General features: G+C 63.9%; 10 protein-coding genes. 5 read left to right on the forward strand and 5 right to left on the reverse strand.

Annotation, left to right across the window (positions count from 1 at the left end; all coding sequences use genetic code 11):
• The first annotated feature begins 1 nt into the window (after window position 1).
• From B0G82_RS27175 to B0G82_RS27185, 3 genes are all read left to right on the forward strand, one after another.
• Window positions 2-496, forward strand: a complete 495-nt coding sequence (locus B0G82_RS27175) for a CvpA family protein (RefSeq protein WP_116122642.1) — start codon at window positions 2-4, stop codon at window positions 494-496.
• A 162-nt stretch (window positions 497-658) separates the two neighbouring features.
• Window positions 659-2,209, forward strand: a complete 1,551-nt coding sequence (purF, locus tag B0G82_RS27180) for an amidophosphoribosyltransferase (protein ID WP_106282621.1) — start codon at window positions 659-661, stop codon at window positions 2,207-2,209.
• A gap of 304 nt (window positions 2,210-2,513) precedes the next feature.
• The gene (locus tag B0G82_RS27185) at window positions 2,514-3,704 is read left to right on the forward strand and encodes an O-succinylhomoserine sulfhydrylase (RefSeq protein WP_121309644.1); all 1,191 of its coding nucleotides are present in this window, start codon (window positions 2,514-2,516) and stop codon (window positions 3,702-3,704) included.
• Between the two features lie 161 nt (window positions 3,705-3,865).
• On the opposite strand, the gene B0G82_RS27190 is transcribed toward B0G82_RS27185, so the two are convergent.
• Window positions 3,866-4,645: an AraC family transcriptional regulator gene (locus tag B0G82_RS27190; protein ID WP_121309645.1), complete on the reverse strand. Its 780-nt coding sequence runs from the start codon at window positions 4,643-4,645 to the stop codon at window positions 3,866-3,868.
• 32 nt (window positions 4,646-4,677) lie between these two features.
• A complete protein-coding gene (locus B0G82_RS27195; RefSeq protein ID WP_027803023.1) occupies window positions 4,678-5,019 on the reverse strand; it encodes an FKBP-type peptidyl-prolyl cis-trans isomerase in 342 nt (113 codons plus the stop codon).
• Between the two features lie 185 nt (window positions 5,020-5,204).
• Here B0G82_RS27195 and B0G82_RS27200 point away from each other — a divergent pair, with 185 nt between their 5' ends.
• Window positions 5,205-6,026 (forward strand): HAMP domain-containing sensor histidine kinase, encoded by an 822-nt coding sequence (locus tag B0G82_RS27200; protein WP_116149082.1) that lies wholly within the window; start codon window positions 5,205-5,207, stop codon window positions 6,024-6,026.
• A 92-nt stretch (window positions 6,027-6,118) separates the two neighbouring features.
• On the forward strand, window positions 6,119-7,462 hold the full coding sequence (locus tag B0G82_RS27205) for a hemolysin family protein (RefSeq protein WP_116123870.1): 1,344 nt from the start codon (window positions 6,119-6,121) through the stop codon (window positions 7,460-7,462).
• Window positions 7,463-7,600: 138 nt separating this feature from the next.
• Here B0G82_RS27205 and treY read toward each other — a convergent pair whose 3' ends face one another.
• Genes treY through treZ form a run of 3 tightly spaced genes read right to left on the reverse strand, consistent with a single transcriptional unit; the run spans window position 7,601 to window position 14,582 of the window.
• Window positions 7,601-10,456, reverse strand: coding sequence for a malto-oligosyltrehalose synthase (treY, locus tag B0G82_RS27210; RefSeq protein WP_121309646.1), 2,856 nt, complete (start codon window positions 10,454-10,456; stop codon window positions 7,601-7,603).
• On the reverse strand, window positions 10,453-12,663 hold the full coding sequence (gene malQ / locus B0G82_RS27215; protein WP_121309647.1) for a 4-alpha-glucanotransferase: 2,211 nt from the start codon (window positions 12,661-12,663) through the stop codon (window positions 10,453-10,455). Before malQ ends, treY begins: the two co-directional genes overlap by 4 nt.
• Window positions 12,660-14,582: a malto-oligosyltrehalose trehalohydrolase gene (treZ, locus tag B0G82_RS27220; protein ID WP_121309648.1), complete on the reverse strand. Its 1,923-nt coding sequence runs from the start codon at window positions 14,580-14,582 to the stop codon at window positions 12,660-12,662. Before treZ ends, malQ begins: the two co-directional genes overlap by 4 nt.
• Window positions 14,583-14,615 lie beyond the last annotated feature (33 nt).

Genomic DNA, 14,615 nt, shown 5'->3' on the forward strand with positions numbered 1-14,615 from the left:
GATGTTCACTGCCTTCGACTACGCTGTAATGGCGGTGATCGGTTTGTCAGCACTGCGCGGCACATGGCGCGGGTTTTTGTCGGAGATATTCGGGCTGATCGGCTGGATCGCGGCGTTTTTCATTGCTTGCCGCTTTGTGGGTTACGTTGTCCCGTATATCCCGTCCACGTGGCCGGGCGGCGCGTTGACCCAATGGCTGCTGGCCTTTGCGCTGGTGGTGGTCGGTGTGGTGCTGGTGGCGAGCGTGCTGAACGCCCTTTTGAGCCGCATCGTGCAGGCAACCGGCTTGAGCGGCGTGGACCGTTCGCTCGGTTTGATGTTCGGCCTCGTGCGCGGGGTCATTCTGGTGCTGATTCTGGTCGCCCTGGCTGGCTTGACCGAACTGCCCCAACAGGAATTCTGGCGCAACGCCTTGCTTCGGCCCTATGCGGTCGAGGGCGTGCACGTAATGAAACCGCTGCTTCCCGAGCCGCTGGCTGCTTACGTCCGAGTGTGACGATCAGGCGAGCGGCGAGGGAGACGCAGCAGGACACCGGCGCAAACCGGCTGCCTTTACGTTCGGTCGCTTAGCTTCGCTAACGTCTCGAAGGAAGTCCCTTGGGACACGATCGCAGGCAGCGGCCGCCATGACGAATTTCGTACCTTTGAAGGACATGCCATGTGCGGCATCGTAGGCGTAGTTTCCCACTCTCCGGTCAATCAGCTGATCTATGACAGCCTGCTGCTCCTGCAGCATCGCGGTCAGGACGCCGCCGGCATCGCGACAGCGAACGGCAGCAACTTCCACATGCACAAGGCCAACGGCATGGTGCGCGACGTGTTCCGCACGCGCAACATGCGCAGCCTGCCCGGCACCACCGGTATCGGCCAGGTCCGTTACCCGACCGCCGGTTCCGCATCGAGCGAAGAAGAAGCCCAGCCGTTCTACGTGAACGCGCCGTTCGGCATCATCCTCGCTCACAACGGCAACTTGACCAACTGGCAGCAGCTGAAAGATGAGATGTTCCGCATCGATCGCCGCCACATCAATACCAATTCCGACACGGAAGTCATGCTCAACGTGCTCGCGCACGAATTGCAGCTTTCCAGCTCGGGCCTGCAACTCGATCCGGCTGCGCTGTTCAAGGCGGTGTCCGGCGTGCATCGCCGGGTGCGCGGGTCGTATGCGATCGTGTCGCTGATTGCCGGCTACGGCCTGCTGGGCTTCCGTGACCCGTTCGGTATTCGTCCGCTGTGCCTCGGCAAGCAGGAAACGGCGGAAGGCGTCGAGTGGATCCTGGCGTCGGAGTCGGTGGCGATTGAAGGTATCGGCTTCGAATTCGTGCGCGACGTGGCGCCGGGCGAAGCGATTTTCATCGACATCGAAGGCAATCTGCACTCGCAGCAATGCGCCACCAACCCGAGCCTGAATCCCTGCATTTTCGAACTCGTGTATCTGGCGCGTCCGGATTCGGTGCTCGACGGCGTGCCGGTCTACAACGTGCGTCTGCGCATGGGCGACTACCTCGCGGAGAAGATCAAGCGCGAGCTGCCCGACGTTCCAATCGACGTCGTGATGCCGATTCCCGATTCGTCCCGTCCGGCCGCGATGCAGGTCGCGAAGAAGCTGGGCGTGGAATATCGCGAAGGCTTCTTCAAGAACCGTTACGTCGGCCGTACCTTCATCATGCCGGGCCAGGCCGTGCGCAAGAAGTCGGTGCGCCAGAAGCTGAACGCCATGGGCATCGAATTCAAGGGCAAGAACGTGCTGATCGTCGACGACTCGATCGTGCGCGGCACCACGTCGCACGAAATCGTGCAGATGGCGCGCGATGCCGGCGCGAACAAGGTGATCTTCGCTTCGGCGGCGCCGCCGGTGAAATTCCCGAACGTCTACGGTATCGACATGCCGACGCGCGGCGAACTCGTCGCCCACGGCCGTACGGACGACGAAGTCGCGCGCATGATCGGCGCGGACCACCTCGTCTATCAGGACGTCGACGCGTTGAAACAGGCGGTGCGCGATATCAACCCGGCGCTGAAGGAATTCGAAGCGTCGTGTTTCGACGGCAATTACGTGACCGGCGACGTGACCACCGAGTACCTCGACCGCATCGAAACCGCGCGTCTCGCACCGTCCTCGCAATCGGACCGCGATGCCGCGAGCGAAGCGATCGACGGCGGCGCGCCGGCCCGTTCGCAATTGCATTTGCAACTGTCAGTGGGTTGAGCGCGATTCAAGTTACACGCTCCCGGCACGGCACGCTGCACGCCGTGCCGGGAGCGTGTTAGCATGACGGCTTGCGTCGATTTGAACTCAGCTTGCGGACGCGGGGCAACCCGAAACAGCTAAAGCGAATGGTGGAAAAGCCGCATTCATCTACCTCCGCTCCAGCTTTCCCCGCACATGAAGCCCGCTTATGCCGACGCAAAAGCGGGCTTTTTTGTTGCTACCGTTCGGCATCACGCGCTCACCTCGCATGTGAGCCGCAGAGGCCGAACGCAGCGATGGAACATTGGAAACCAGAACCAACATGGACGACTCCCTGAACTTCGACACGCTGGCAGTCCGCTCGGGCACGGTGCGCAGCGACTTCAACGAACATTCGGAAGCGATTTTCCTGACCTCGAGCTTCGTGTTCGAGAGCGCCGCCGACGCGGCCGAAAAATTCAAGAATTCCGAAGACAACTACACCTACTCGCGCTTCACGAACCCGACCGTTTCGATGTTCCAGGATCGTCTCGCCGCGCTCGAAGGCGGCGAAGCCTGCATGGCGACGGCGTCGGGCATGGCCGCGATCATGTCGGTGGTGATGTCGGCGTTGCAGGCGGGCGACCATCTGGTCAGCTCGCAGGCGCTGTTCGGCTCGACGCTCGGCATGTTCTCGCAGATCTTTAGCAAGTTCGGCATCACGACCACGTTCGTCGATCCGACCGATCTGGACGCGTGGAAAAACGCCGTGCGTCCGGAGACGAAGATGTTCTTCCTGGAAACGCCGTCGAATCCGCTGACCGAAGTCGCCGACATCCAAGCGATCAGCAAGATCGCCAAGGCGTCGAACGCGCTGTTCGTGGTCGACAACTGTTTCTGCAGTCCGGCCTTGCAGCAGCCGCTGAAGCTCGGCGCGGACGTCGTGATGCATTCGGCCACCAAGTTCCTCGACGGTCAGGGCCGCGTGCTCGGCGGCGCGCTGGTCGGCTCGAAGCAGTTCATCATGGAAAAGGTGTTTCCGTTCGTGCGCAGCGCCGGGCCGACGTTGTCCGCGTTCAACGCATGGGTGTTGCTCAAGGGTATGGAAACGCTGTCGTTGCGCGTCGAAAAGCAGTCGGCGAATGCACTCGAGATCGCGCGCTGGCTGGAAGCGCATCCGGCCGTGAATCGCGTGTTTTATCCGGGGCTTGAATCGCATCCCCAGCACGCGCTGGCCATGCGTCAGCAGAAGGCGGGCGGCGCGATCCTCTCGTTCGAATTGAAAGGCGAGACGCCGGAACAGATGCGCGCGAATGCTTGGCGCGTGATCGACAACACGAAGATCTGCTCGATTACCGGCAACCTCGGCGATACGCGTACCACCATCACGCATCCGGCTACGACCACGCATGGTCGCGTGACGCCGGAAGCGCGCGCGGCGGCAGGCATTAGCGAAGGCCTGATTCGTCTTGCCGTCGGTCTGGAAAATGCCGGCGATATCCGCGGCGATCTGGAACGCGGTCTGGCGGGTTGAGTGAGGAAGGTTCGAGCGACAAAGGCTCGAATAACAGTGTGAAGCAGGACTAGCGGGCCGCTCCGTTCAGGCGGCTCGCGCAACGAGCTTCATTGCTGTCCGTCAGTGCAATGGAGCCGACGCGGCGAGACTCAGTGGAATGAATCTGGTGCCGCGAAAACTCAGTGACGCAACGTGCGCCACTGACCGGGCGCCAGTCCGAAACGCCGCGTGAACGCGTGCGTGTACGCGCTCTGATCGCCGAAGCCGATATCCAACGCGATATCCGTCAGCGAACGGCGCGGATCGGCGAGCAGTGCGAGCGACGTATCGAGCCGCAGCCGCTGCAAATAGCGATGCGGCGTCTCGCCGAAGGCCTCGATAAAAAGTTGATGAAAGCGCCGCATGCCGAAGCCGCAATGCGCGGCGAGGTCGGCCATCCGCAGAGGCTCTGACAAATGCGCGCGCAACCAGCGGTCGATGCGCGCAAAGTCGAGCCCCGCGCCCGCTGCCGGTGCGCCAACCGCCGCGCCCGCGTCGGCGACCAACGCCGCGCCGAGGCGCGCGGCCGCGTCCCAATGAAAACGCCGAGAGTCGAGATCGTCGCCGAGAGCGTCGCCGGTCGCGTGCGCCGCGATGCGTTCCACGAGTTGCGCAAGCGAGCCCTCCACACGGACGGCCCGCGCGCGGTCGAACAGGCGTTCCGGTACGGCCAGCGATGTGGCCGGCAAATCCAGCACTAACTGCCGGTTTTCGCCGACGCCCACGTAATCGTGCCGCGCGCCCGCCGGGATGAGCCAGCCGGAGCCGGCATCCAGCCGTTGCGCGATGCCGTCCACCGCCATCACCATCGCGCCGTCGAGCCCGAGCACGACCTGGTGAAAGTCGTGCACGTCCGACGCTTCGATCGCGCCGTAGCGGCGCAGCGAAACGCTAGGAGCGGTAACGGCGGCGTGGCTCATCGACGGTGCGCAGTCACAGGACAGCGTAAAACTTAGACGCCCAGCAATTCGACTTCGAACACGAGCGTTGCGTTCGGCGGAATCACGCCGCCCGCGCCACGCACGCCGTAGCCGAGTTGCGGCGGGATGGTCAGCTTGCGCGTGCCGCCTACCTTCATGCCTTGCACGCCTTCGTCCCAGCCCTTGATGACCATGCCGCCGCCCAGCACGAATGCGAACGGGTCATTGCGGTCCTTGCTCGAGTCGAACTTCTGGCCATCGGTCAGCCAGCCGGTGTAATGCACGCTGACGGTCTTGCCAGCCACGGCTTCGGCGCCGGTGCCTTCAACGATGTCTTCGTACTTCAAGCCGGATTCGGTAGTCACAGTCGACATATGTCGCTCCTCAGGTCAAAACGTAAAAACCGACATTGTAGGCGTGTTGGCGCCGCATGCCGAGGATTGCCGCGTGGCACACGGATTGCGAGCCAGTTGGCCGTCCGGCCAGGCTGGTCGCGCCGGACGGCATGCCTATAATGGGGCTTCTTTCAACCATCATGAACTGCCTGAGAGGCTCGATCGTGACAACGTCTTCAACCGGAACTGCCGGCGAAAAGCCGGTCCCTTCCGGCTTCGCCGTATCCGAACGCACCGCGCATCTGCGCGCGGAAACCGCTCTGTTCATGCGTGACCATGTGCTTTCGCTGGTGTCGCATGATCTGCGTGGTCCGTTGAATGCCATTCATAGCTGGGCGTATGTGCTGGAGCGCAAGCTCGACGCGAACGACCCCAACTCTCAGCGCGCCGTCACCGGCATTCGCAATGGTGTAGACCAGCAGGTCAAGTTGCTCGAGACGATCGTCGACGCTACGCGCGCCGAAACCAAATCGCTGGCGCTGAACCGTGCGTCATTCCCACTGCATCCGTTGCTCGATGAAACCGTTGAAGAAGTCCGCTCGGGCCTGGCTCGCACGCGCGGCGTGGAAGTGACGCTCGACTCGCAACTCGCCACCGAGCAACTCAACGGCGACCGCGAGCGCCTCGCTGCCGCGTTATGGCTGATGCTGACGTTCGCGGTCGAAACGAGCCCGGAAGGCGCCACGGTCGTTCTGTCCACGAAAGCCGACACGAGCACGTGGCACGCCAGCCTCGCGTACGACACGAACAGCGCCGCATTGCTGGATCCCGCCTTGCCTCATGTGCTCGAAGCGTTTGCCCGCAAGCAGGCGCGCGAGCCGCGCGAAGCGAAACGGATCGCGTGGGTGCTGGCGTTGTGCAAGCGCGTCGCGGAAGCGCACGGCGGCAGTTTCGAGCAAGGCGAAGCAAGCGGCGGCGACACAACCGGCAGCAATACCGCCACGCTCGCGCTACGCATCCCACTGAGCGCAACTGCCGCAAAGTGAACGGTGGGCTCAGCCACTTCGTTCGCACGATTCAGATTTCACCGAGCTTTCACCCTCTATACTGACAACTTTTGTTGCCGGAGCCTTTCGCTTTGATCCAGGTTGTCGCCCTTATCGGTGCGTTGTTTCTCGTTGCCCTCAACGGCTTCTTTGTTGCCGCTGAATTCGGTCTGGTCAAACTGCGGCAGACACGCGTTCAAAGCCTCGCTGCCAAACATGGCATGCGTGGGCGTCTGCTGGCCAAAGTGCACGGGCGCCTCGACGCCTATCTGTCCGCCTGCCAACTCGGCATCACGCTGGCATCGCTCGGGCTCGGCTGGATCGGCGAGCCCGCGTTCGCGGAGTTGCTCACTCCGGTCTTCAGCCTGCTCGGCGTGGAGTCGGAGAAGCTGATCCACGGCATTTCGCTGTTCTTCGCGTTCTCGTGCATTTCGTTCCTGCACATCGTGGTGGGCGAACTGGCGCCGAAGTCGCTGGCGATCCGCGAGGCGGAAAAAGTTTCGCTCTGGGCCGCCACGCCGCTCTATGGCTTTTACTGGGCCATGTATCCGGCAATCTGGGTGCTCAACACGAGCGCCAACGCCGTGCTCAAACTGGCCGGCCTCGACGCCGATCATGGCCACGACTCGCACTATTCCACCGACGAACTCAAGCTGATCCTGCGCGGCCGCCGCGCCAACGTCGCCACGGAACTGGGCTCGACGGACGGCGCCTACAGTCAGGACGAGTGGAACACGATCGCGCACTCGCTCGATTTTTCGCGCATGACCGTGTCGGACCTCATGCGTCCGGCCTACGAAATGATCGGCTTGCGCCGCGATTTGCCGTTGCGCGAAAACATGCAGGTGGTGGCGCGGCATCGCTTTAGCCGTTATCCGCTGTTCGAAGACGCGTCCGGCGAACGCGTGGCCGGCATGATCCACTTGAAGGACTTGCTGTTGGCCCGTCATGCGGGCAGCACACTTGAGGATCTCTCCAAATACGCACGGCCGGTGCAATACGTCACGCCGGAAATGCCCGCGCTCGAACTGTTTCGCCGCTTCCGCAAGGGCGCGCCGCATTTCGCGCTGGTCGGCCATAAGCGGGAGAAGCCGATCGGTTTCCTGACGCTCGACAATCTGCTCGGCGCGCTGGTGGGCCAGATCCACGACGAGTTCCGTCAAGGCGACGCCGACTGGACGCGCATGGACGACGGCACCTTGATGGGCAAGGGCAGCTTGCCGGTGGTGTCGCTGGAACGCGCGTTGGGAATCGACATTGACGAAGGCAAGGCCGAATCGGTCGGCGGCCTCGTGATTCAGGCGCTGAACGATTTGCCTAGCGAAGGGCAGAGAGTCGAGTTCGACCGCTTCGACGTCGTGGTCAAGAAAATGAAAGGGCCGCGTATCGTGCTCGTGCGGGTTTATCCGAAAACCTTCGACGACGAAGGCGGTTGAGGCGCGATAGCGCTGCTTTAGGCGGCGCGGCGCTAGCCTCGATCAAGCCGTGCGGCCACCTCGCCGACGGACACCTGAAACAAAAAGGCGGCTGAAGCACATACGCTCCAACCGCCTTCACCTGCAAAAGCCGCAAGATCACCCGCGCGGCACACCATCCTCCACCAGCACTGCGACCGGCATTGCACCCAGCGCATCGCGCAGATACAGCAGACCGTTTTCATCGACCTTCGGCGCAGCGGGACTCAACCAGTCGAATAGCGCTCTCGCGGACAAATCCCGCGGCATCTCCAGCGCGGTGTCTTCCCATTTGGCCGGCTCGACCATCGGCAAGTCACTTTCCTCGCCGAGCAATCCAGCCGCGAGCCGGCTCGCCACCACCACGGCCCACGCATTGCCATGCCGCCGCGCAAACGCGATCACACTCGACGCGTGCTTACCGCGCACCGCAAGCGGCAGATACTCGCTCTGACTCAGCAATTCCGGCAAATGCGCTCGCAACGCGAGCACGCGCTGCACCACCGCGAGCTTCACTCGTCCATCGCGCCAGCCCGGCAGGAATTCCGACGGCGGCGTTTGCACGAGCCACGCCTCGCGTTTGGCGAAATCGACGGGCCGGCGATTGTCCGGATCGACCAGACTGAAGTCCCACAACTCGGTGCCCTGATAAAGATCGGGAATCCCAGGCGATGCCAGCCGCAGAACCGTCTGCTGCAAACTATTGAGCGCACCGGCACGCCCGATTCGCGCGACGAACGCGGACAACTCCTTCAGGAAGCCGTCGCGCCGCTGCGGCGCGAGGATGTCGAACAGGAAATCGCGACAGGCGGCCTCGTATGCTTCGTCGGGTGCGAGCCAGTTGGTTTGCAGCTTGGCCTCGCGCAGCGCCTTCAACTGCCATTGCGCGACGCGCTCGGCTAGCTCCTTTACGCCGGCTTCGTCGTCGGGTCGCAGATCCGGGGGCCAGCAGCCCACCAGCGTTTGATAGAGCATCGCTTCGGCGGCGGGGCCGGGCGCCCAGTCGTAGCTCATGTCCTGGCCGACGCTGCTGACGGAATTGCCGTCGAGCGCGCGCCGATGCGGCGCATTCAATGTGGACCACGCGCGCAACGTCGCGCTCCAGTCGCGCGCGATCTCGCTCAACACGGCAAGCCGCGCGCGCACGTCTTCGCCACGTTTGTGATCGTGCGTGGCGGTCGCGAGCATCGCGTGAGGGAAGCGCTGCGAGCGCTCCAGATTCGCCGCATGAAACGCTTCGACCGACAACGCGAACTCGCCCGGGTCCGAGCCGACCTCGTTGCGCGACAACAGTCGGCCATAGCGATAGCACGCCGTATCCTCGACCGCCTTCGCGGCGACGGGCGCGGTCAACTGCGAAAACAACGTCTGCGCGGTGCGTCGCGCGGAACCGGCATGGCTCGGCGGTGCACCGTTCTGACCTTGCGGTGCCGCGCCGCCGCGGCCGGACGGCGGATCTTCGGCGCTGCCGCCGAGCCACGCGTTCACACGATTGAGCGCGACGAGGTCCGCGCGCGAAAGGGTTTGGCGAGCGCCCTCCAAAGCCTGGTCGAAATAGACGTTATCCGTCGCGCTGCGCAGGCCGTTCTGCGGATAGATTCGATACACCGGGAAATGCACGACCAGTTCGGTCAGCACTCGCCGCAGCGTCGTGAAAGTAAAGTCGCGCGTGGCGAGCGAATCGCGTGCAATGCGATGCAGCGCGCGGGCCGCGCGGTCGAGTTCCGCCGAGAGATTTTCCGCGAGAATCTTGCGGCGCGCGACCAGCGCTTCGTCGCCAAAACGCGGGCTGCGGCCGGTCAGTTCGGTCCACGTTTGCGCGAGCGGTTCGGCGCCGGCCGGATCGTGCAGCAGCGCGCCCACGTCGCTCATGAAATCGTAGCCGGTCGTGCCGTCCACCGGCCAATCGTCACGCAACGGTTCGCCGCGTCCGAGAATCTTCTCGACCACCACATACGGCGTGGTGTCACGCAGTTCCGTTAGACGCTGCCGCAAACGCTGACAGTATTCACGCGGCTCCGCGAGGCCGTCGACGTGATCGATACGCAGGCCGTCCACCACGCCTTCCTGGTACAGACGGAAGGGCAGCGCATGCACCGCCTCGAACACTTCGGGCCGTTCCACGCGCACGCCGGCGAGCGTCGAGATGTCGAAGAAGCGCCGCCAGTTCACCTCATCGGACGCGGTGCGCCACCACGCCAGGCGAAAGTGTTGCCGCTCGATCAGCCGATGCAGACGGTCCCGCGTCACGGGGTCGTCTGGAGAATAGGCCTGCAGCGCGATCTCGATCGCCGAGTCGCCGTTTTGCGCGACGAATTCGCGCAACATGTCGCGACCTTCGGCGGCGCGCGCATGATCGTTGGGCTGCGTCGTGAGTCCATGGAAGCGCTCGGCGAGCGCGTTGAGATCGGAGCGGTCGGCGCTTTGCAGGATCGACGCGTAATCGGTCGGGCAGACCGGAAACACGTGCGGGCCGTAGCCGATGTAAAAACGCCCAATGTCGGCCGCGAAATGCAGCGCGATGCGGCCCGCCGCGAGTTCCTCGCCGTACGCCGCGCCGAGCGTGGGCAGCAGCACCTTGCCGCGCAAGGCGGGATCGGGCGAATGCCAGTCCACGTCGAAATGGCGCGCATAGGCGCTGTGACGGCCCCATTCGAGAATATCGAGCCACCACGCGTTGCTCGATCCGCCGACGCCCATATGGTTGGGCACCGTGTCGATGATCAGCCCCATGTTGTGCGCGCGCAGTTTGTCGACGAGGCGTTTCAAACCCGCCTCGCCGCCGCATTCGGCGCTGACCTGGGTGTAGTCGACGGTGTCGTAGCCGTGCATCGAGCCCGGCTCGGCCGTCGTAATGGGCGACGCGTACACGTGGCTGATGCCGAGCGCGGCGAAGTAGTCGACGTGCTTGGCGGCATCGTCGAAGGTAAAGCCTCGATGAAACTGGAGGCGAAGCGTGGAGCGCGGGACGGTCATGGCGTATCAGGCTCCGAAGAAGCATTGGAAGAAGGAACCGGGGCGGTTGCGGCGCGGCGCGCGCGATCGACCGCGAGCAGCCGGTCGCAGAATGTGTCGTCTTCGAATAGTTCGTCGATCGGCACGCTCACGCGGCGGCGCCAGTTCGGATGTTCGTCGATCGAGCCGGGCAGATTCGGCTGCTCGACTTGCGCGAGCAAATCCTCGAGCGGAAATGTCACCAACGGGCCGGGCGTCGCGGCAACGAAGGCGAGCGCTTCGTCCACGGGCGCGCGGTCGGGCGGCGGCGCGGGCACATCAGGCGCGGCCACGCCCGCTAGTTGGAAAGCTCGCCACAGCTCGGCGCGATCTTTCGCGCGCTCTTCCTGGGCGGCTTCTTCGGGATCGCGGCCGTCGGCGCGCGCCATCGTCTGGCCGATCTTGTTGCGCCAAGTGATGTCGCTGCCGCGCCACCAACCGGCGACTGTCGGCAGATCGTGCGTGGTCGTGGTGCCGACCGCATTGCGGTCCCAAGCCGAAGGCGGCTTGAATCCTTTGCCGTCGTGCGCGCCTTCGAACCACAGCACGCGAATGCCGGCAATGCCGTGCTCCTCGAGCCGCTCGCGAAAACCCGGCGGCACCGTGCCGAGATCTTCGCCGATCACGATCGCGCGATGCCGCCACGATTCGAGCGCGATCAGCCGTAGCAAGTCTTCGAGCGGGTAGCGCAGGTACGCGCCGTTACGCGCGCTTTCGCCTTCCGGCACAAGCCACAGCCGCCGCAAGCCGAGAATGTGATCGATGCGGATGCCGCCGGCGTGCGCGAACGCCGCGCGCAACATGTCGATGAACGCGGAGAAGCCCTGCGTGCGCATGGCGCGCGGCGAGAACGTAGTGAGTCCCCATGCCTGGCCGGCCTGGTTGAACAGATCTGGCGGCGCGCCGACCGATACGCCTTGCAGCATGTCGTCGCGATACGACCACGCATGACTGCCGGCGCTATCGCAGCCCACCGCGAGATCGGCGATCAGGCCGACGGCCATGCCGGCATCGCGCGCCGCATGTTGCGCGTGCGACAAACCCTTGGCGGCCAGCCATTGCAGGAACAGATGGAAATCGACCTCGTGACGGTTGCTCTCGGCGAAGGCTTCGACCTCCGGGCTGCGCGGATCACGCAATGCCTCGGGCCAGTTGCGCCAATGTCCATTGCCGCCCTCTTGCGAGAGTTGCGCCGCCTGCAACGCTTCGAAACGCGCGTGGTCTTCGAGCGCGCGTCCGGCGCGTTCGCAGAAGCCGTGAAACTCCAGCGCGCGCGGCGTGTTTTGCGCGCGTTCGTGTTCGCAGAATTGCTCGTACAGCGCGCGCAAGACCTTCAGCTTCAGCACGACCGCGTTCGGCCAGTCGATCAGCGGCAAACGTTCGAGTTTCGACCATGCGTCGCCAGCCTGGGCGGCTTCGAGCGCGGCGTGGGCCGCGTCCGCGCCGAACACGGCGGCGGGATCGATATGCGTGACGTTCAGCCACAAACGCGACGACGGCGAATACGGGCTGAAGCGCTCCGGTTCCGCGCTGAACATCGCATGCGTCGGACTGACGGCGAGCGCGTGCGCGCCACGCTTCGCGCTTTCCACAGCGATTTGCGCGAGCGCCGAATAATCGCCGATGCCGCCGTCGCCTGTACGGCGCAAGCCGTACAACTGCGCGGCGATGCTCCAAAGCGGCGGCGCGGGCATGTCATCGCTGCCTGCGTCGTCGTCCAGCGTGCGCCAAGCGTCGGCCACCGTGTAGCAGCGCGGCGGCGCCACCGCCAGCGTGATGCGTTGTTCGTGGATCACGAGCGTGTGATAGCCCGCTTCGTCGATTGGTGCGAGTAAGGCTTCTTCGCCTTTGGGCGCGGTAAACCGGCCGTCGATGATCGAGCCGCTTTCCAGTTCGATCCGATAGTGGCTGCCGGATTTGATCGCCGCAATGGGCAAGGCGATGCCGCGTCCGACTTCTGCGGTCATCAGCGGCGGCAGTTTGCGGCCCGACAATTCGGCTTCCAGTGCGGCGGCGCTGTGGCGGATTTCCGTTGCGTTGCCGCACGGCAGTCCCATCCGTTCGAGCAATACGGTAAGTGTGCTTTCAGGCACACGCTGCGTCGTATGGTGCGCATCCTGCCACTCCACCTCGAAGCCGGCGCGCGAGGCAAGAGTGACGATCGTGTCGTGAGGGCGTCGGGTAGTCACGCGTGGCGCTCCTGTTGTCCCGCAACGCGAGCATCGTGGCCGATGGCGTAGCCGCAGACGTCGCCCGTCAACCATGCGACGAACGCATGCGGCGGCAACACGTTGACTTCGACCTGTTCGCGCGCGCGCGGCGGGGTTTCGAAAATCACCTTGCCGGCGGGAATCTCAGTGCACGCCACGCTCTCTTTCGAGAGGTTCAGCGCAACCGATAACGTCTCCCCGTCGCAGAGTTTCCAGCGCGCGATTAGGGCATTGGCGTCGCCGCCATTCGCCGCGGTCAGCACGGTCGCGCCGCACGACTTGCTGTGTTGCAGGCGCGGCGTGATCAGCTTGGCGCGCACGGCAAGTGCGGACTTGTAGAAGTGTATCCACTCGAGCCGGTCTTTCGCTTCATCGCTGCCCTGCTTCGCCGCTTCGTGCGACGCCGGCGGCGATGAGGCCTCGAACGTCTTGACGTCGTTCGGATCGGGAATCTGGGCGCGGCGTTTCTCGTCGCTGAACGAAGAAAAGCGCGCGAATTCGCGGCGGCGTCCTTCGCGGACCGCGTCGGCGAGATCGCCGCTGTAGTCGGTGAAAAACAGGAACGGTTGCGTCGAGCCGTATTCCTCGTCCATGAAAAGCAGCGGGATTTGCGGCGACAGCAGCAGCAGGCCGGTGGCGGCGCGCAAGGCATCGTCCGTGGTCAGCTTGCGCAGACGCTCGCCGAACGCGCGGTTGCCGATCTGATCGTGGTTCTGCAGGAACATCACGAACGACGTGGGCGGCAAATGACCGCTCGCTTCGCCACGCGGCTTGCCGTCGTGAATCGGCGACGGGTCACCCTGATACGCAAAGCCTTCCGACAGCACGCGCGCAAGACGCCGGATCGGCTGGTCTTCGTACGCGTGGTAATAGCCTTCAGTTTCGCCGGTCAGCAGCACGTGCAAGGTATTGTGCGCGTCGTCGTTCCATTGCGCGTCGAAATGCGTTTCCAGCAGGCTCGCGCTGTTGTGCTCGTTTTCCAGCACCAGATGCACGTGCCGGCCGTGCTGCACTTTGGCGCGGATATGGTCGGATAATTCGCGCAGCCACGCGTGGTTGTCGATGGCGTGCACGGCGTCGAAACGCAGCCCGTCGAGCCGATATTCGTTGATCCAGTAGACGGCGTTATCCGTGAAGAAGTCGCTCACTTCGTTGCGCTCGAAATCGATCGCCGGGCCCCACGGTGTATGCGTACCTTCGCGGAAAAAAGAACGCGCGTATTCATGCAGATAATTGCCGTCCGGGCCGAAGTGGTTGTAGACCACGTCGAGAAACACCATCAGGCCGAGACCATGCGCGGCGTCGATCAACGCTTTCAACTCTTCGGGGCGGCCGTAAGCGGAATCGGGCGCATACGGCAACACGCCGTCATAGCCCCAATTGTGCTTGCCGGGAAAGTCGTTCAACGGCATCAATTCGATGGCGGTAACGCCGAGCGCGGCGAGTTCCGGCAGCCGCTTTTGCACGCCCGCATAACCGCCCATTGCGCCGACGTGCAACTCGTACAACACCGTTTCTTCCCAAGGCCGGCCGTGCCAGTTCGTATGTTCCCAACGGTACGCGCGCGGATCGATGACTTCGCTCGGCCCATGCACGTCTTGCGGCTGAAAACGCGACGCCGGATCGGGCACCGCGTGCTCGCCATCCAGCCTGAAGCGGTAGAGCGTGCCCGCGCCGCTGTCGACGCTCGCTTCGAACCAGCCGTTGCCGGCGGGCGTCATATCGTGCACGCCTTGCGCGGGGCCGTTTTCGATTTCCACCTGGACGTGTTGACAGGAAGGCGCCCAGAAGCGAAACCGCGTGCGCGGCTTCGCGCCCGTCGCGCCTAGCAGCTGCGCGCCGAACGGCAAACAATGCGCGTGATGATGCGCATGAGGATCAATCGGACTTTCGGACATGATTCATCACCATTCAGTTTTTGCTTTCGAGCC

Origin of the sequence: Paraburkholderia sp. BL17N1 (assembly GCF_003634175.1) — a bacterium.
In the GTDB taxonomy this organism is placed as follows: Bacteria; Pseudomonadota; Gammaproteobacteria; order Burkholderiales; family Burkholderiaceae; genus Paraburkholderia.

Bases quoted from the DNA above. Each gene is read 5' to 3' on its own strand.
- B0G82_RS27175 (WP_116122642.1), top strand. From the start codon at position 2: ATGTTCACTGCCTTCGACTACGCTGTAATGGCGGTGATCGGTTTGTCA.
- purF (WP_106282621.1), top strand. From the start codon at position 659: ATGTGCGGCATCGTAGGCGTAGTTTCCCACTCTCCGGTCAATCAGCTG.
- B0G82_RS27185 (WP_121309644.1), top strand. From the start codon at position 2,514: ATGGACGACTCCCTGAACTTCGACACGCTGGCAGTCCGCTCGGGCACG.
- B0G82_RS27190 (WP_121309645.1), bottom strand. From the start codon at position 4,645: ATGAGCCACGCCGCCGTTACCGCTCCTAGCGTTTCGCTGCGCCGCTAC.
- B0G82_RS27195 (WP_027803023.1), bottom strand. From the start codon at position 5,019: ATGTCGACTGTGACTACCGAATCCGGCTTGAAGTACGAAGACATCGTT.
- treY (WP_121309646.1), bottom strand. From the start codon at position 10,456: ATGACCGTCCCGCGCTCCACGCTTCGCCTCCAGTTTCATCGAGGCTTT.
- treZ (WP_121309648.1), bottom strand. From the start codon at position 14,582: ATGTCCGAAAGTCCGATTGATCCTCATGCGCATCATCACGCGCATTGT.